This is a genomic window from Modestobacter sp. NPDC049651 (assembly GCF_040659695.1).
Lineage (GTDB): Bacteria > Actinomycetota > Actinomycetes > Mycobacteriales > Geodermatophilaceae > Modestobacter.
This window is the reverse complement of record NZ_JBFAOG010000003.1, coordinates 256,132-273,335: the sequence shown is the minus strand read 5'-3', so window position 1 is coordinate 273,335 and position 17,204 is coordinate 256,132. Positions and strand designations below refer to the sequence as shown.

Genomic DNA, 17,204 nt, shown 5'->3' with positions numbered 1-17,204 from the left:
TGTCAGACCCCCCGGGCAACATCGGTCCATGGGTGCCGCTGTCCTGACTCTCCCCTCCCCGACCGCCCCGACCCCGCCGGAGCGGTCCCTCGCCGACCTGGAGCGGGAGATCACCTCCGGTGCCGTGCGGCTGGCCGCGGCCACGGCCGCCTGGCTCGCGCTGGTGGCGGAGTTCGACCGGCGGGAGGGCTGGGGCGGGGTCGGGGTCCGCTCCTGCGCCCACTGGCTGGCCTGGCGGTGCGGCCTGGCGCCCGGTCCGGCCCGCGAGCACGTGCGGGTCGCCCGCGCGCTCGGCGCGCTGCCGCTGACCGCGGCGGCGTTCGCGGCCGGCCGGTTGTCGTACTCCAAGGTGCGGGCGCTGACCCGGGTCGCGGAGCCCGGCACGGAGGCGGAGCTCGTCGAGCTGGCGGGGCACCTGACCGCCGGCCAGCTCGAGCGGGTCGTGCGCGCCTGGCGACGGACGGAGGTGCAGGACGCGCAGGACGCCGCGGACGAGGCCGAGCGCATCGCGGCCAAGCGGACGTGCGAGTGGTGGTGGGACGCCGACGGCATGCTCTCCGTCCGGCTGCGGCTGGACGCCGAGCAGGGTGCGGCCTTCGTGACCGCCGTCGATTCGCGGGTCGAGCGCGACACCCGCCGGGACCGCGCGGCGGCGAAGCGCGCCGCCGCCCACGCAGCCGATCACGACGGCTGCGCCGGGGGTGAGGCGTTCCCGCGGGAACGCCTCACCGCCCGCCGCTGCGCCGCGCTCGCCGACCTGGTGGTGGACGGCGCCCCGGTCGGCCGGCGGGCCGGCGACCCGCCCCGCCGGGAGGTGGTCGTGCACGTCGACCACCAGGTGCTCACCGACGACGCCGCGGCCGGCCGGGCCCACCTGGCGGGCGGTCCCGCGCTCCGGCCGGCCCAGGTGCGCCGGATGATGTGCGAGGCCGCGCTGACCGTCGTCGTCACCGAGGGCGGGGAACCGCTGGCCCTGGGCCGGCGCCGCCGGCTCGCCAGCGCGGCCCAGCGCCGGGCGCTGCTGGCGCGGGACGGCGGCTGCGCCCGGCCCGGCTGCACGGAGACCAGGATCGAGCGGCTGCACGCCCACCACCTGCGCCGATGGGCGTTCGGTGGGCCCACCGACGTGTCGAACATGGTGCTGCTCTGCGACGCCGACCACGGGCTGGTGCACGACCTGGACCTCACGCTGTCCCGACGGGACGGCGGGCTGGTCGCGCGGACGCCGGAGGGCGCGCGCACCTGGGGGCCTGCCGACCCGGCGTGGGCCGTGGGCGCCGGCGGCGTCCCACCGCTGCTGCCGGCGAGCGCAGGCCGGCTGCCCGACGAGCTGCCCAGCGACGGGGAGCGGATGGAGCTCGGGCACGTGGTGTGGGCCCTGCTGACCCACCGGGACGCGGTCCGCCGGCGGGCCGCCTGACCGCCGCCTGCGACGATGCCCGGGTGAGCACCGAGCCCGTCCTGCGGGAGGCCCGCTTCGCCGAGCTGACGCCCGCCGAGCTGTACGGCATCCTCCGGCTGCGCGTCGACGTCTTCGTCGTCGAGCAGGCCTGCCCGTACCCCGAGCTGGACGGCCGGGACGCCGAGCCGACGACCACCCACCTCTGGGTCGCCGACGACGGCCCGGACGGCGACGGCCGGGTGCTCGCCACGATCCGGGTGCTGCACAACGGCGAGGACCGCGCGATCGGCCGGGTCGCCACCGCTGCCGACGCCCGCAGCCGGGGCCTGTCCGCCCGGCTGGTCCAGCGCGGGATCGAGCTGTGCGAGGGCCGCACCATCGACATCGGCGCCCAGGCGTACCTGGAGCGCTGGTACGAGCGCTTCGGCTTCCGCCGGTCCGGCCCGGACTACGACGAGGACGGCATCCTGCACCTGCCCATGCGGCTGCCCGGCCCGACGAACTAGGCCCGGGCGTCGCCGGCGGGCCGCGCCGCCGGGGCGGGCGCGGTCGCCGGGGCCGGTGCGGCGACCAGCGACCCGAGCAGGGCGAGCTTCTCCTCGTCCCCGGACCCCGGCACCGCGTGGTGGACGCACAGCAGCTGCCCGTCGGTGCCGCTCACCGCCAGCTTCTCGCAGGAGAGCGTCAGCGTGCCGAGCACCGGGTGGGCGAGCCGCAGCGCCGTCCCGACCGGCACCTTCACGTCGTGCCGGGCCCACAGCTGCCGGAACCGCTCGCTGCCCAGCGACAGCTCACCGACCAGGTCGACCACGCGGGGGTCGTCGGCGTCGGTGCCGATGCGCTCGCGGAAACCGGCGACCAGCCGGGCGGTGCCGGCCTCCCAGTCGGGGAACAGCCCCCGCTCGGCCGGGTCGAGGAAGACGTCGCGCAGCCGGTTGCGGCCGACCGCGAAGCGCGGCGACAGCGCCCGGGCCAGCTCGTTGGACGCCAGCACGTCGAACCACCGGCCCTCGACGAACGCGGGCAGCCCCAGCGACCCGAGCAGCTGCAGCACGCCCTCCGGCACCACCTCCCGGCGCGGGGCCCGGCGGCGCCGGCGCGGCTGCGGTGCGATGAGCCCGAGCAGGTAGGCGGTCGCCGTGTCGTCGAGCTGCAGCACCCGCGCCACCGCCTCGAGCACCTGCCCCGACGGGTTGCGGTCGCGGCCCTGCTCCAGCCGGAGGTAGTAGTCGGCGCTGATCCCGGCCAGCAGCGCGACCTCCTCGCGGCGCAGCCCGGGGGTGCGGCGGACGCCGTCCACCCGCAGTCCGACGTCCGCGGGACGCACCAGCTCGCGGCGGGCGCGCAGGAAGTCGCCCAACTGGTTCTCCACAACCGGGAACGGTAGGCCCGGTCGCGGGCGGCGTGCCTGGTCCTGCCACCCCCAGGACCGGCAGGGCTCTCGCTGTGCACGCCCGCGGGGCCGACGGTGGGGTCATGACCACGACCGCGCTCCCCGGCGGGACGCTCCCCCTCGCCGACGACCTCGTCCTCACCCGCACCGGTTACGGCGCCATGCAGCTCGCCGGCCCGCACGTCTTCGGCCCACCCCGCGACCGCGCCGAGGCGATCGCCGTCCTGCGCACCGTCGTCGAGCTGGGCATCACCCACATCGACACCGCGGACTTCTACGGCCCGCACGTCACCAACCAGCTCATCCGCGAGGCGCTGCACCCCTACCCGGCCGAGCTGCGGATCGTCACCAAGGTCGGGGCGGTCCGCGACGGCGAGGGCAACTGGCTCATGCGCCGCTCCCCCGACGAGCTGCGCCGGCAGGTGCACGACAACCTGCGCAACCTCGGCGTCGAGGTCCTCGACGTGGTCAACCTGCGGGTGGGTGCCGTCGACGGCCCGGACGGCGAGCCGGTCGGCGAGCAGTTCGCCGCCTTGGCGGAGCTGCAGCAGCAGGGGCTCATCCGGCACCTGGGGCTGAGCACCGTGACGCTCGAGCAGGTCACCGAGGCGCAGGCCATCGCGCCGGTGGTGTGCGTGCAGAACATGTACAACGTCGCGCACCGGGAGGACGACGCCCTGGTCGACGAGCTCGCCCGGCAGGGCATCGCCTACGTGCCCTACTTCCCGCTCGGCGGGTTCACCCCGCTGCAGTCCGACGCGCTCAACGCGGTCGCCCGCCGGCTGGGGGCCACGCCGCTGGCGGTCGCGCTCGCCTGGCTGCTGCAGCGGTCGCCGAACGTGCTGCTCATCCCCGGGACGTCGTCGGTCGCCCACCTGCGGGAGAACGTCGCCGGCGCGGGCCTGGAGCTGCCCGCCGATGCGGTGGCCGAGCTGGGCGCCATCGCGGGGTGAGGGTCGTCGAGCGGCGGCGGTCCGGTCGGCGGCGGCTCAGTCGGACCCGGTCAACGAGGCGGCCGGCAGCCAGTCGGCGTCCAGCAGCTCCGCGATCTGCTGCAGCGCGGCGGTGTCGCCGCCGGCCGTGGAGCCGGTGACCGCCAGCCGCTCGACCATCACCCGGGCGACGTCCTCCTCGACCGTCTCCGCCGCGAACGCCACCCGCCACGGCGAGACCTGGTGGTCGCGGTGGGTGCGGCCGGTGACCTGGCGGGCGGCGATGCCGGAGAACCGCGGCTGGTGGAACAGCCCGACGCGCGGGGTGGTCGAGGCGGTGCCGCCGCCGGGCAGCAGCTCGCCGGCGTGCAGGCTGATCGAGGCGGTCACGGTGAACACGCACACCGGCGCCTCGCCGCGCTGGAACCGCAACCGCTCGGCCTCGACGTCGAAGCGGTCCCGGCCGTAGATCCCGGCCACCCCGATGCCGCTGTCCAGCAGCGCCTCGCGGATCGGGTCGGCTGCGGTCTCGACGAACTCCACCGAGACGGCCACCTGCCGGTCGGCCTCCACCTGGGCCTTCACCCAGTCGACGGTCGCCGCCGCGCGGATCAGCCCGGCCTTCTGCCGGAACCGCAGCAGCGCCGCGCGGCCCCGGGCGGTCTCCCGCTTGCGCCGCGCCAGCTGCATCTCGGCGCGGAACTCCGACCACTCCGCCTCGTACTGCGCGCGCTCGGCCGGGGTCAGCTCGACCGCCGTCCCGGTGACGCTGACCGGCCCCCACGGCGCCGGGCGGTGCAGGGTGGCCGGCGGATCGGTGTCGGCGAGCCAGGAGCGCAGCCGGGCGAGGTCCGCGCGGCGCTCGTCGGCGTCCTCGGTCCACGTCCAGCCGTACCGGCCGCGTTCCACGTGGAACCCGTGCGCGGCCAGCCGGGGAGGCAGGTCGGACCACTCGCGCAGCGGCTCGCCGTGCAGCGTCGCGAAGTGCGGCGCCAGGTAGGGCAGCTCCAGCGGGGTGTGCGCGGGGGTGGCGGTGGCCAGCAGCACGTACGGCGCGTCCTTGACCCGGCCGGCACCGGAGACGGCCTTCCAGTGCTTCCAGCGCTGGGTCGTGGTGTGCCGGACCATGTGCGCCTCGTCGGCGACCACCACGTCGAACCGGGTGCCGGTGGCCTTCAGCAGCCCGGCGACCTTGCCCAGCCGGTCCCAGGTGGTCACGCACCAGCGCAGACCCAGGTCCCCGTCCGCGGAGCCGCCGAACGCGGCGATCGACCGGGCCCAGTGCGGCACGGTGATCGCCGCCGGCCGGTCGGCGACCACCAGCACCGTCTGCACCGGCCGCAGGTCCGCGATCTGCCGGACGGCGAGGACGGCGGTGCCGGTCTTGCCCACGCCCGGGTCGTCGCCGAGCAGGAACATCCGGCCGCCGGCGGCGGCGTGCGCGGCGATGGCCCGGGCGCCGGTCAGCTGCTCGTCGCGCGGGGTCATCGGCCGGGCCGGCGGCAGCGGGCGGGAGCTCGCGTTCAGCTGGTCCTCGGCGAACCGCTCGAACGTGTACGGCCCGGGGTCGTAGGCGGCCAGCGCCGGCGGCAGCGCAGCGCCGACGTACACGTGCGACGACAGCCCGGCGTGCCAGGTCGCGCCCGGCGCGGGTGCCCGGAACGGCACGGCCAGCACCCACACCCGCTCCCCCGGCCCGGCGGTGGGCAGCCCGGCCGCGGCCGCGGTCGCCCGGGGCGCCGCCGTCCGGGAGGCGGCCTTCCGGGGCGCGGCCTTCCGCGCCGTCGCCGTCCGGGAGGTGGACGACGAGCGGGTCGTGGTGGCACGCCGTCGGCGTCCGGGCACGGGTACTCCTGGGGTCGGCGGGCCGGTCCCGAGCACGGTAGGCGTGGCCACCGACGAACTCCGGCAGCGACATCTGATGGGATCGGGGCATGACCGCTCCCGACCGGCTGGCCGCACGCACCGTGGGCGACGCCGGGCCGCGGGTGGTCTTCGTGCACGGACTCTTCGGCCAGGGCCGCAACTGGTCGACGACCGCCAGGGCGCTGGCCGCCGACGGCCACCGGGTGACCCTGCTGGACCTGCCCAACCACGGGCACTCGCCCTGGACCGACCGGGTCGACTACGTGGACATGGCCGAGCTGGTCGCCGCCGAGCTCGCGTCGTTCGGTGAGCCCGTGACCCTGGTCGGGCACTCGATGGGCGGCAAGGTCGCCATGCAGCTGGCGCTGCGATCCCCGGCCCTGCTGCGCGCGCTGGTCGTCGTCGACATCTCCCCGTCGGAGTACCCGGAGACCGGCGGCCGCACCGAGGACCCCGACGAGGAGGCCTCCCCGTTCGCCGCCTACATCGCCGCCATGAAGGCCATCGACCTCGGCTCGCTGGGCAGCCGCGAGGAGGCGGACGCCGCGCTGCGCACCGTCGTCCCGAGCACCAGCGTGCGGTCGTTCCTGCTGCAGTCCCTCGTCCGGGACGGGGTTCCGGGGCGGGTCGGGTCGGGTGGCGGAGCGGGGTGGCGCTGGCGGCTCAACCTCGACGTGCTCGGGCAGGAGCTCGCCGAGCTGCGCGGCTTCCCGGCACCGCCGCCCGGCGCGCAGTTCGGCGGCCCGGTGCTGTGGATCGCCGGCGCGAACTCGCACTACGTGCTCGACGAGGACCGGCCGCGGATGGCCGAGCTGTTCCCGCTGGTCCGGCTGGTGCGGGTGAAGAACGCCGGGCACTGGGTGCACTCGGAGCAGCCCGAGGTCTTCCTGGAGACGCTGCGACGGTTCCTGCGGCAGGTGGAGACGTGAGCACCTACCCGCGGCCGGTGCCGCTGATCGGCGACCCGACCGCCGCGAGCGAGCGGGCCGCCGACCCGGCCGGCTGGGCCTTCGACCCGGCCGAGCGGGACGCCTTCTACCGGGTGGTGGCCGCGCGCCGCGACGTCCGCCGCTACCGCCCCGACCCGGTGCCCGCCGACGTCCTGGGCCGGGTGCTCACCGCCGCGCACGCCGCGCCCAGCGTCGGGCACAGCCAGCCGTGGCGCTTCGTCGTCGTCACCGACCCCGGCGTCCGCGACCGCGCCGCCGTGCTCACCGACCGCGAGCGGCTGCGGCAGGCCGCGCAGCTCGAGCCGGACGCCGCCCGCCGGCTGCTGGACCTGAAGCTCGAGGGCGTGCGGGACGCGCCGCTGGGCGTCGTCGTCTGCTGCGACCGGCGGACGCCGGCGGCCGGGGTGCTCGGCCGGGCCACCTTCCCGGACGCCGACCTGTGGAGCTGCGCCGCCGCCATCCAGAACCTGTGGCTGGCCGCCCGCGCCGAGGGCCTGGGCATGGGCTGGGTGACCCTGTTCCGCCCCGCGGACCTCGCCGAGCTGCTCGGCCTGCCGGACGGCGTGGTCACCCTCGGCTGGCTGTGCCTGGGCTGGCCCGACGAGCGCCCGCCGTCCCCCGGCCTGGAACGGGCCGGCTGGTCGCGGCGGCTGCCGCTGGCCGACGTGGTCGCCACCGACCACTGGCCGGGCTCGGCTCCCCCGCCCTCGGCGCTGCGCGGACCGGACCAGCCGGACGTCGTCGCGGCCCGGGACGGCGGCGACCGGCTGCTCACCCCGCCCGGCTCGCTGGGTGTGCTGGACGCCGCCGTCGACCGCGCGGCGGCGCTGGGCCGGGGCGACGCCACCGGCGGGGTGCTGGTGCTCGCCGCCGCCGACCACCCGGTGGTCGCGCACGGCGTCTCCGCCTTCGACCCGCGGACCACCCGCGACGTCACGACCGCCGCGGTCGCCGGGAGCGCGGTCGGCGTCACGACCGCGCGCGGCGCGGGGCTGGACGTGGTGGTCGTCGACGCCGGGGTGGCCGGCGGGCCGGTGCCCGGTGCGGTGACCGCCCGGCCGGCCGGGCCGCAGGGCGACCTGGTGCACGCCGCGGCACTGACCGCCGCGGATGCGGCGGCGCTGGTCGCCGCCGGCCGGGAGCTGGGGGCGGCCGCAGCCGGCGCCGGGGTGGTCGCGCTCGGCGAGGTCGGCGTCGGCAACACCACGGTGGCCGCGGCGCTGGCGTGCGCGATGTTGCACGTGGAACCGGCCGCGGTGGTGGGGCTGGGCTCGGGTGCGGACTCGGCGATGCTCGCCCGCAAGAACGAGGTGGTGAACGCGGCGCTGGCCCGCGCCGGCGGGGTCGAGGACCCGCTGACGGCGCTCGCCGAGCTGGGCGGCCCGGAGCTCGCGGTGCTGACCGGGGTGACATTGGGCGCGGCCGAGCAGCGGGCGGTGGTCGTCGTCGACGGGTTCGCAGCGTCCCTGGCCGCGCTGGTCGCCGTGCAGCTGGAGCCCGCCGTCCAGGCGTGCCTGGTGGCCGGGCAGCGCAGCCGCGAGCGCGGCCACGACCTGGTGCTGCAGGCGCTGGGCTGCGAGCCGCTGCTGGACCTGCGGCTGCGCGCCGGTGAGGGCGTCGGCGCCGTGCTCGCCGCCAGCCTGCTGCTGCAGGGTCTCGCCGTACGCCGGACGGCGGCCCGCGTCGACCGCTGAGCTGGACCTGTGGACGGCGTCCCCCGCTGTGGACGACGGCCCACCCGCTCGTCCCGCTCGCTGCTTCCCTCGGGTCCCCCCCCCGAGAGGAACAGTCATGACCTGGTTGATCGACGGCCCCGCGTTCCCCGACCTGACCCTGCGCACCCCGGTGCGCGCTCCGGCGCCGGGCACCCAGCAGGCGCTGGACCTGCTGCCCGGCGTACCGGAGCTCACCGAGGTGCGCGCCCGCTGCGGTGAGGACGGCCTGGAGGACACCGCCCGCGCCTGGACGAGCACCGCACCGCTGCACGACCCGGAGGGCACCTGGCGGAGGTGCGCGCAGGCCTTCGACCGGACCGGCCTGTGGCCGCTGCTCGCCGGCCGGCTCGACGAGCACCCCTACGCCGACGGCGAGCCGATGCCGCCGACGGTGCCGGACGATGCGGCGGCCGTGCTGGGGCAGGCCTGGTGGGGCTGCCAGCTGGTCCGCCCCGACGGCACCCGGCTGCCGCACCCACCGTGGCCGGGGCTCGCGCCGGGCCGCGGCGCGCCCGACGACAGCGGGGTGCTGCTGTCCGCCGAGCACCCTCTGCCGCTGTTCGGCGGCCTGCTGCTGGTGCCCGCCGTGCGCCCGGCCGACGCGGTGGCCCAGCTCGGCTGGTCCGGGGCGTGCAACTGGTCGCTGACCGGCGCAGCGATCGCCGGGGTGCTGCGGTCGTGGGAGGACCGCTTCGGCGCGTACCTGGTGGGCATCGGGTGGGCGACCCTCGAGCTGGTCGTCACCCGGCCTCCGGTCACCGCCCGGCAGTGCGACCTGCTGGCGCACGAGCACTTCGCCTTCTGCCCGGACAACTTCCACCCGCAGACCGGGCCCGATGACCGGCCGATCAGCCACGACGAGTACGCCGCGGGTCTGCGCGCTGCACCCCGCTGGCACTTCTGGTGGGACTGACCCCGCCGGCCGGTGGTGGTCTGGACGTCACCGGCCGGCCGCGCCACGCTGGCCCCCGTGCTGCCGGAGACGGAGTCGCGGTCGGAAAGGGTGGCGGAGTCGGTGCTGCACCACCCGCCGGCCGCGCTGCGGCCGTACGTCGCCGAGGCGGTGGGCTACCGGTACGAGGGGCTCACCCCGACGCTGCACCGCGGCCTCCCCTCCCCGCACCTGACCCTGGTGCTCCCCCTCGACGAGCCGCTGGTGATGGCCGCCCACGCCGATCGGCGGCAAGCACCGGGCGCCTACGACTCCCTGGTGGGCGGACTCCACACCCGGCCGGCGCTGATCGCCACCGGCACGCGCCAGTGCGGCATCCAGCTGTCGCTCACCCCGGCCGGCGCGCGGGCGCTGCTGGGCGTTCCCGCGGGAACGCTCGGCTCCCTCGACGTCCCGCTGGCGGACCTGCTCGGGACGACGTCCACCGAGCTGCTCGAGCGGGTGCGCACCGCCGTCGGCTGGCCGGCCCGCTTCGTCGCGCTGGACCACGTGCTGCTGCGGCTCGTGGACCCCGGTCGTTGCGCGGTCGTCCCGGAGCTCGCCGAGGCCTGGCGGCTGACCACGACCGGCGCCGGCCGGCTCCGGGTCGAGGACGTCGCCGGCCGGGTCGGCTGGTCGGACCGGCACCTGCGCGCCCGCTTCACCGCAGAGTTCGGGCTCACGCCGAAGGCGGCCGCCCGGGTGGCCCGGTTCACCGCCGCCCGGCGCCGGCTGGCCGCAGCGGTCACCCGCGGCGGCGCGCCCGACCTGGCCGGCCTCGCCGCCGCGCACGGCTACACCGACCAGTCGCACCTCAGCCGCGAGTGGCTGGCGCTGGCCGGCCTGCCGCCCCGCCGCTGGCTGGCCGCCGAGCACCAGCTGCTCCGCCCGGACGCCGACGCGCTGCTCCGATTCGTCCAAGACGGCGGGCCCCCGGCCGCGCCAGGATCACCGGCATGACGATCCCGCAGCCCACCGTCTGGCCCGCCTTCCGCGCCCGGGACGCGCACGCCCTGATCCGCTTCCTCGTCGACGTGCTCGGCTTCACCGAGACGCTGGTCGTCCCGGACGGCGACCGGGTGGCGCACGCCGAGCTGGCCTGGCCACCCGGTGGCGGCGTGATGCTGGGCTCCGCCCGCGACGTCGCCGACGACCCGTGGCCGGCCCGGCCCGGCTCGGCCGCCACGTACCTGGTCACCGACGACGTCGACGCCGTCCACGCGCGGGTGGTCGCCGCCGGCGCGGAGGTGCTGCAGGAGCTGCACGACGCCGGGCACGGCCGGGAGTTCACCGTCCGCGACCCGGAGGGCAACCTGTGGAGCGTCGGCACCTACCGGGGCGAGCCGCGCCCCGGCGCTAGCTGAACAGGCCCCGCACGTCGTCGGCGGTCAGCGCTCCGGAGGTGAGCGCGCCGTCGTCGACGACGCGGGAGAACAGCGCCCGCTTCCGGGCCTTGAGCTCCATCACCTTCTCCTCGATCGTGCCGACCGCCACCATCCGGTAGACCATCACCGTCTTGTCCTGGCCGATCCGGTGCGCCCGGTCGACGGCCTGCGCCTCGGCGGCCGGGTTCCACCACGGGTCGAGCACGAAGACGTAGTCGGCCTCGGTGAGGGTCAGCCCGAAGCCGCCGGCCTTGAGGCTGATCAGGAACACCGGAGCGCTGCCGGTGCGGAACTCCTGGATCCGGGCGTCGCGGTCCCGGGTGCGGCCGTCGAGGTACACCCAGTCGATGCCCTCGGCGGTCAGCCGGTCGCGGATGCTGCCCAGGAACCGGGTGAACTGGCTGAAGACCAGCACCCGGTGCCCCTCGGCGACCACCTCGCGCAGGTGCTCCAGGAACGCCTCGGCCTTGCTGGACGGCACGTCGGCGTAGGCGGGGTCGACCAGCGCCGGGTCCAGGCTCAGCTGCCGCAGCAGGGTCAGCGACCGGAAGATCGTCATCCGGTTCTTCGACATGTCCTCGACCAGGCCGAGGACCTTGGCCCGTTCGCGCTGCAGGTGCGTCTGGTACAGCTTCTCGTGCCGCTCCTCGAGCACCACCTCGAGCACCTGCTCCTGCTTCGGCGGCAGATCGGCGGCGACCATCTCCTTGGTCCGGCGCCGCACCAGCGGGCGGATCCGCCGGCGCAGCAGCGCGAGCTTCTCCGCGTCGCCGTCCCGCTCGATCGGGATGCGGTAGGCCTCGGTGAACCGGTTCGGGTCGGGGAACAGCCCCGGCGCGACGATCGACATCAGCGCCCACAGGTCCATCACGCTGTTCTCCAGCGGTGTGCCGGTCAGCGCCAGCTTCACCGGTGCGTCCAGCCGCCGGGCGCACTGGTAGGTCGTCGACTGGTGGTTCTTCACGAACTGCGCCTCGTCGAGCACCAGCGCCCGCCACGGCAGCACCGACCACGAGTCGCCGTCGATCCGGAACAGCGCGTACGAGGTGAGGACAACGTGCGCGCCGGCCACCCGCTCGGCCAGCGGCGTGCCCGCCCGCCGCTCGGTCTCGTCGATCGTCGCGACCCGCAGCCCGGGCGCGAACCGGGCGGCCTCCCGCGCCCAGGTCGGCACCACGCTGGTCGGGGCGACCACCAGCACCGGGGTGCCGTCCAGCTCCCCGGCCTCATGCGCCCGGGCCAGCAGGGCGAGCGTCTGCAGCGTCTTGCCCAGCCCCATGTCGTCGGCCAGCACCCCGCCGAGCGAGTGGTCCCACAGGAACGACAGCCAGCCGAAGCCGTCGAGCTGGTAGGGCCGCAGCTCCGCGGCCAGCCCGGCCGGCGCCGGCGGCGGGTCGGCCTGCTCGAGCTCCAGCAGGCCGCGCACCTCGCGGGTCCAGCGCTCGCTCTGCGCCTCCACCACGCCCAGGCCGAGCAGCTGCTCCCAGAGCCCGATCTGGTACCGGCTGACCTGCGCGGTGCCGTCGCCGGGCACCTCGCGCAGCTCCCGGGCCTCCTCGATCAGCAGCCGCAGCTGCTCGAACTCGGGGCGCTGCAGGGAGAACCAGGTGCCGCTGACCAGCGCCAGCCGGGTGCGCCCGGCGACCAGCGCCTGGAACAGCGTGGCGAACGGGACGTGCTGGCCGTCGAGGGTCACCGTGACGCCCAGGTCGAACCAGTCGGACTCCCCGGTGTCCCGGGCGGTGAAGCTGATCTGCGGCGCCGACGTGCTCTGCCGGTACGCCGTCGGGGTGCCCTCGACCGTGACGTCGACGCCCTGGTCGGCGCGCAGCCCGGGCAGCACCTCCGTGGTGAACTCCATCGCCTCGACGCCGGCCAGCTCCACGTGCCGGGCCAGCCGGCGCTCCGTCGTCCACAGCTCGGGCAGCCCGCCCACGGGGCCGGGGAGCGCCTCGACCAGCTCCTCCTCGGCCGCGGGCTCGCGGCCGTCGCCGGGCGCGGACGGCGCCCCCAGCGGGAACGACCGGTCGGGGCCGTACCGCACCGCCCAGGTGAGGGTGACCGTCGCGTCGCCGGGGAAGCGCACCGTGGCGTGCAGCCGGGGCGGCGCCACCTCGGGCAGCTCGACCGAGCCGTCGACGGAGACGACGGGCACCGCCTGGCGCAGACCGGGGAACCAGTCGCGGCGGAACCGCTCGACGTCCGCGGCCGGGATGGCGATCCGGCCACCGCGGGCCACCAGCCCGGCCAGCGCCGGGGGCACCGGGCGGTCCAGCCGGGCCAGCACCAGCCCGGGACCGCCAGGGCCGGAGGGCTCGACGGTCACCCCGTGCGGCGGCACCCCGAGGAACGACAGCGCCGCGGGGTCGACCGGGCGGCCGTCGACCCGCAGCACCGCGGTCAGCTCGGCGTCCCCGCCGCTGCGCCGCAGGTCGACCGCGACGTCGGCGTCCGCACCGGCGAGCAGCACCGGGCGGTGCGGCCGGTCAGCGGTCATCAGCTGCACGCCGTCGGCGACCGCCTCGGCCAGCAGCCGCCACAGCCCGGGGCCGAACTCGTGCAGGTACACGTCGACCGGGGCGTACGAGTAGTACTGGTTCCGCGCCGCCGAGTGGGTCGCGTGCAGCGCGCGCAGCGCGGCCAGGTGCGCGGGGTCCCAGCCGGCGCGGACGCTGTCGTACTGCAGCTGCCGCCACGAGACGCCGGTGCGGACCCACTGCCCGCGCTTGCCGGGGGTGACCGGCCGCAGCCGGACCAGCTGCTGGCGGGTGCCCGGCGCCCCGATCGACGTGCGCCCCCGGCCCGGACCGGGGTCGACCAGCTCGAACTGCAGCCCCAGCGGCACGGTGGTGGCCGCCCGCTGCTCCGCCGTGGCGGCGACGAGCTCCTCGAGCTCCTGCTCCCAGGTGCGGGTGGGCGCAGCCGGCCGGGGCGGGCCGCCGGGCGCCGCCTCGATCGCGCTGCGCATCGACAGCAGGACGGCGACCGCGTGCTCGCAGTCGTCGCCCACCGGGCACGTGCACGCCCCGGCCCAGCCGATCCGGCCGCCGTCGGTGCGCACCACCGTGGTGCGGAACGGCACCGGGGCGTCGCCCTGCACCAGACCGGTCAGCCGGTGCGCGTCCTCGGCGACCCGCACGTCGAGCACGCTGCGGGCGAGGTACGGCTGGGCCCGCTCCAGCACCTCCGGCCCGACCGCGTCGGCCAGCGCCTCGTCGGTGACCATCTCCCGCCAGTCCCCGAGCACCCGACCAGGCTACGGCGACCCACCGACGGTCCTGCCCGGCTCCGCCGCGCGGGTGAGCCCGGGTCGCGCGGCGCGGCCCGGCGGCGCGAAGATCAGCGCATGAGCGACGCCCGCGCCGGACAGCCCGCCCAGCCGAGTGACCTGGTCGACCTCCCGCACCTGGTCACCGCCTACTACTCGGTGCAGCCCGATCCGGCGGACCCGGCGCAGCAGGTCGTGTTCGGGACGTCGGGCCACCGCGGCTCCGCGCTGGACGGCGCCTTCAACGAGCCGCACATCCTGGCCACGACCCAGGCCATCGTCGAGTACCGCACCCAGCAGGGCTACGACGGCCCGCTGTTCGTCGGCCGCGACACGCACGGCCTGTCCGAGCCGGCCTGGGTGAGCGCCCTGGAGGTGCTCGCCGCGGGCGGCGTCACCGTGCTGGTCGACTCCCGCGACGGCTACACGCCCACGCCCGCGGTCAGCCACGCGATCCTCACCGCCAACCGCGGGAGGACGACCGGGCTCGCCGACGGCATCGTCGTCACCCCGTCGCACAACCCGCCCCGCGACGGCGGCTTCAAGTACAACCCGCCGTCGGGTGGCCCGGCCGACACCGACGCCACCGGCTGGATCGCCCGGCGCGCCAACGAGCTGCTGGCCAACGGCCTGGACGGCGTCAAGCGCATCCCGTTCGCCCGCGCCCGCGCGGCCGCGCAGCCCTACGACTTCCTCGGCACCTACGTCGACGACCTGCCGAACGTCATCGACCTGGCCGCCGTCCGGGACGCCGGGGTGCGGATCGGTGCCGACCCGCTGGGCGGCGCGAGCGTCGCCTACTGGGGCGAGATCGGGGAGCGCCACGGGCTGGACCTCACCGTGGTCAACCCGCTGGTCGACGCCACCTGGCGGTTCATGACGCTGGACTGGGACGGCAAGATCCGGATGGACTGCTCGTCGCCGTCGGCGATGGCCTCGCTGATCGGCAAGCGCGACCAGTTCCAGATCGCCACCGGCAACGACGCGGACGCCGACCGGCACGGCATCGTCACCCCCGACGGCGGGCTGATGAACCCCAACCACTTCCTCGCCGTCGCGATCTCGTACCTGTTCGGCCACCGGCCGGAGTGGGGTGCGGGCACGGCGGTCGGCAAGACGCTGGTGTCGTCGTCCCTCATCGACCGGGTGGTCGCCGACATGGGCCGGACGCTGGTCGAGGTGCCGGTCGGTTTCAAGTGGTTCGTGCCCGGCCTGCTCGACGGCTCGGTCGGGTTCGGCGGCGAGGAGTCGGCCGGGGCGTCGTTCCTCCGCCGCGACGGCGGCGTGTGGACCACCGACAAGGACGGCATCCTGCTCGCCCTGCTGGCGTCGGAGATCCAGGCGGTCACCGGCAGCTCGCCCTCGCAGCTGCATGCGTCACTGACGGAACGGTTCGGCGCCTCGGCCTACGCGCGCATCGACGCCGCGGCGTCCCGCGAGGAGAAGGCCAGGCTCGGCAAGCTCTCCCCCGAGGCGGTCACCGCCACCGAGCTCGCCGGCGAGCCGATCACCGCCAAGCTCACCCGGGCGCCCGGCAACGACGCGGCGATCGGCGGCCTCAAGGTCGTCACCGAGAACGCCTGGTTCGCCGCCCGCCCGTCCGGCACCGAGGACGTCTACAAGGTCTACGCCGAGTCGTTCAAGGGCGCCGACCACCTGGCGCAGGTGCAGGAGGAGGCCAAGGCCGTCGTCGCGGCCGCGCTCGGCTCCTGACGCACGACGAGGGCGGCACCCCCCCCACGGGGAGTGCCGCCCTCGGTCAGGTCAGCTCAGCTGACGTCGTCGTCCACCCAGTCGAAGGACTTGGTGACGGCCTTCTTCCAGTTCCGGTACGTGCGCTCGCGCTCGGCGGAGTCCATGGCGGGCTCCCAGCGCTTGTCCTCGGCCCACTTGGCGGTGAGCTCGTCGAGGTCCGACCAGAAGCCGACGGCCAGGCCGGCGGCGTACGCCGCGCCCAGCGCCGTGGTCTCGGCGATCTCCGGCCGGATCACCGGGACGCCGAGCACGTCGGCCTGGAACTGCATCAGCAGTTCGTTGCCGACCATGCCCCCGTCGACGCGCAGCTCGGTGAGGTCGACCCCCGAGTCGGCGTTCATCGCGTCGAGCACCTCGCGGGTCTGGAAGGCCGTGGCCTCCAGCACCGCGCGGGCCAGGTGGCCCTTGTTGACGAAGCGGGTCAGCCCGACCAGCGCACCGCGGGCGTCGGACCGCCAGTACGGGGCGAACAGGCCGGAGAAGGCCGGCACGAAGTAGGCCCCGCCGTTGTCCTCGACCGTGCGGGCCAGCGACTCGATCTCCGGGGCGTCCTTGATGATGCCCAGGTTGTCCCGCAGCCACTGGACCAGTGACCCGGTGACGGCGATCGAGCCCTCCAGCGCGTACACCGGCTTGGCGTCGCCGAGCTTGAAGCACAGCGTCGTGAGCAGGCCGTTCTTCGACGGGACGGCCTCCTCGCCGGTGTTGAGCAGCATGAAGTTGCCGGTGCCGTAGGTGTTCTTCGCCATGCCCTTGGTGAAGCAGACCTGGCCGAAGGTCGCGGCCTGCTGGTCGCCCAGGGACCCGGCGATCGGGACGTCGGCCAGGAAGCCGGCCTTGCGGCCCCGCCCGTACTCCTCGGAGTTCGACCGGATCTCCGGGAGCATCGACATCGGGATGCCCATCTCCTCGGCGATCTCGGGGATCCAGGAGAGCGTCCGGTAGTCCATGAGCATCGTGCGGGAGGCGTTGGAGACGTCGGTGAGGTGCCTGCCGCCCTCGGTCCCGCCGGTCATGTTCCAGATCAGCCAGGAGTCGATGGTGCCCATCAGCAGGTCACCGCGCTCGGCGGCCTCCCGCGCGCCGTCGACGTTGTCCAGGATCCAGCGCACCTTCGGGCCGGCGAAGTAGGTCGCGAGGGGCAGGCCCACCCGGTCCTTGTAGCGGTCGGCTCCGCCGCCCAGGGCACCGAGCTCCTCGCAGATCTTGCCGGTCCGGGTGTCCTGCCAGACGATCGCGTTGTAGACCGGCCGGCCCGTGGTCTTGTCCCACACCACGGTGGTCTCGCGTTGGTTGGTGATGCCGACGGCGACGATGTCGGCGGTGCTGGCGTTGCCCCGGGCGAGGGCCTGGCCGACGACCTCACGGGTGTTGGCCCAGATCTCCAGCGGGTCGTGCTCGACCCAGCCGGCCCGCGGGAAGATCTGCTCGTGCTCCTTCTGCCCCACCGAGACCACGGCTCCGTCGTGGTCGAACAGCATGCAGCGGGTGCTCGTGGTGCCCTGGTCGATGGCGGCGATGTACTGGGCGGCCATGGGGTCCCTCCTTCGTTGGACGGGTGAGGTGGTGCGGGTCGGCCCGGTCAAGAGTGGCCCGGACCGGCTCGT

General features: G+C 75.9%; 13 protein-coding genes. 9 read left to right on the top strand and 4 right to left on the bottom strand.

Translation table 11 applies throughout. The features are described 5' to 3' along the window. Nucleotides 1–28 precede the first annotated feature (28 nt). A complete protein-coding gene (locus AB0J00_RS06820; protein ID WP_357742078.1) occupies nt 29–1,420 on the top strand; it encodes a DUF222 domain-containing protein in 1,392 nt (463 codons plus the stop codon). Between the two features lie 23 nt (nt 1,421–1,443). Beyond that, entirely contained in the window at nt 1,444–1,908 is a 465-nt protein-coding gene (locus tag AB0J00_RS06815) for a GNAT family N-acetyltransferase (protein WP_357742076.1), read from the top strand. Here the strand turns inward: AB0J00_RS06815 and AB0J00_RS06810 are convergent. Next, nucleotides 1,905–2,774, bottom strand: a complete 870-nt coding sequence (locus tag AB0J00_RS06810; protein ID WP_357742073.1) for a helix-turn-helix transcriptional regulator — start codon at nt 2,772–2,774, stop codon at nt 1,905–1,907. The genes AB0J00_RS06815 and AB0J00_RS06810 overlap by 4 nt on opposite strands. 104 nt (nt 2,775–2,878) lie before the next feature. Here AB0J00_RS06810 and AB0J00_RS06805 point away from each other — a divergent pair, with 104 nt between their 5' ends. After that, the gene (locus AB0J00_RS06805) at nt 2,879–3,748 is read left to right on the top strand and encodes an aldo/keto reductase family oxidoreductase (RefSeq protein ID WP_357742070.1); all 870 of its coding nucleotides are present in this window, start codon (nt 2,879–2,881) and stop codon (nt 3,746–3,748) included. Between the two features lie 36 nt (nt 3,749–3,784). Here the strand turns inward: AB0J00_RS06805 and AB0J00_RS06800 are convergent, their stop codons facing one another. Further along, nucleotides 3,785–5,572, bottom strand: a complete 1,788-nt coding sequence (locus tag AB0J00_RS06800) for a DEAD/DEAH box helicase family protein (RefSeq protein ID WP_357742068.1) — start codon at nt 5,570–5,572, stop codon at nt 3,785–3,787. Nucleotides 5,573–5,661: 89 nt separating this feature from the next. Here AB0J00_RS06800 and AB0J00_RS06795 point away from each other — a divergent pair, with 89 nt between their 5' ends. The 5 genes from AB0J00_RS06795 (at nt 5,662) to AB0J00_RS06775 (ending at nt 10,553) form a co-directional block, all read left to right on the top strand. Continuing rightward, nucleotides 5,662–6,522, top strand: a complete 861-nt coding sequence (locus AB0J00_RS06795) for an alpha/beta fold hydrolase (protein WP_357742065.1) — start codon at nt 5,662–5,664, stop codon at nt 6,520–6,522. Next, complete coding sequence (gene bluB / locus AB0J00_RS06790; RefSeq protein WP_357742062.1) at nt 6,519–8,237, top strand: 5,6-dimethylbenzimidazole synthase; 1,719 nt, start codon at nt 6,519–6,521, stop codon at nt 8,235–8,237. Before AB0J00_RS06795 ends, bluB begins: the two co-directional genes overlap by 4 nt. A gap of 97 nt (nt 8,238–8,334) precedes the next feature. Continuing rightward, entirely contained in the window at nt 8,335–9,171 is an 837-nt protein-coding gene (locus tag AB0J00_RS06785) for a DUF4253 domain-containing protein (RefSeq protein ID WP_357742059.1), read from the top strand. A 57-nt stretch (nt 9,172–9,228) separates the two neighbouring features. Continuing rightward, nucleotides 9,229–10,149: an AraC family transcriptional regulator gene (locus tag AB0J00_RS06780; RefSeq protein ID WP_357742056.1), complete on the top strand. Its 921-nt coding sequence runs from the start codon at nt 9,229–9,231 to the stop codon at nt 10,147–10,149. Continuing rightward, on the top strand, nt 10,146–10,553 hold the full coding sequence (locus tag AB0J00_RS06775) for a VOC family protein (protein WP_357742054.1): 408 nt from the start codon (nt 10,146–10,148) through the stop codon (nt 10,551–10,553). Before AB0J00_RS06780 ends, AB0J00_RS06775 begins: the two co-directional genes overlap by 4 nt. Here the strand turns inward: AB0J00_RS06775 and AB0J00_RS06770 are convergent. Beyond that, the gene (locus AB0J00_RS06770) at nt 10,546–13,821 is read right to left on the bottom strand and encodes a DEAD/DEAH box helicase (protein ID WP_357742051.1); all 3,276 of its coding nucleotides are present in this window, start codon (nt 13,819–13,821) and stop codon (nt 10,546–10,548) included. The genes AB0J00_RS06775 and AB0J00_RS06770 overlap by 8 nt on opposite strands. A gap of 99 nt (nt 13,822–13,920) precedes the next feature. Between AB0J00_RS06770 and pgm the strand changes: the two genes are divergently transcribed. After that, complete coding sequence (pgm, locus tag AB0J00_RS06765; protein WP_357742048.1) at nt 13,921–15,555, top strand: phosphoglucomutase (alpha-D-glucose-1,6-bisphosphate-dependent); 1,635 nt, start codon at nt 13,921–13,923, stop codon at nt 15,553–15,555. Between the two features lie 56 nt (nt 15,556–15,611). On the opposite strand, the gene glpK is transcribed toward pgm, so the two are convergent. Further along, nucleotides 15,612–17,132, bottom strand: a complete 1,521-nt coding sequence (gene glpK, locus AB0J00_RS06760) for a glycerol kinase GlpK (RefSeq protein ID WP_357742045.1) — start codon at nt 17,130–17,132, stop codon at nt 15,612–15,614. Nucleotides 17,133–17,204 lie beyond the last annotated feature (72 nt).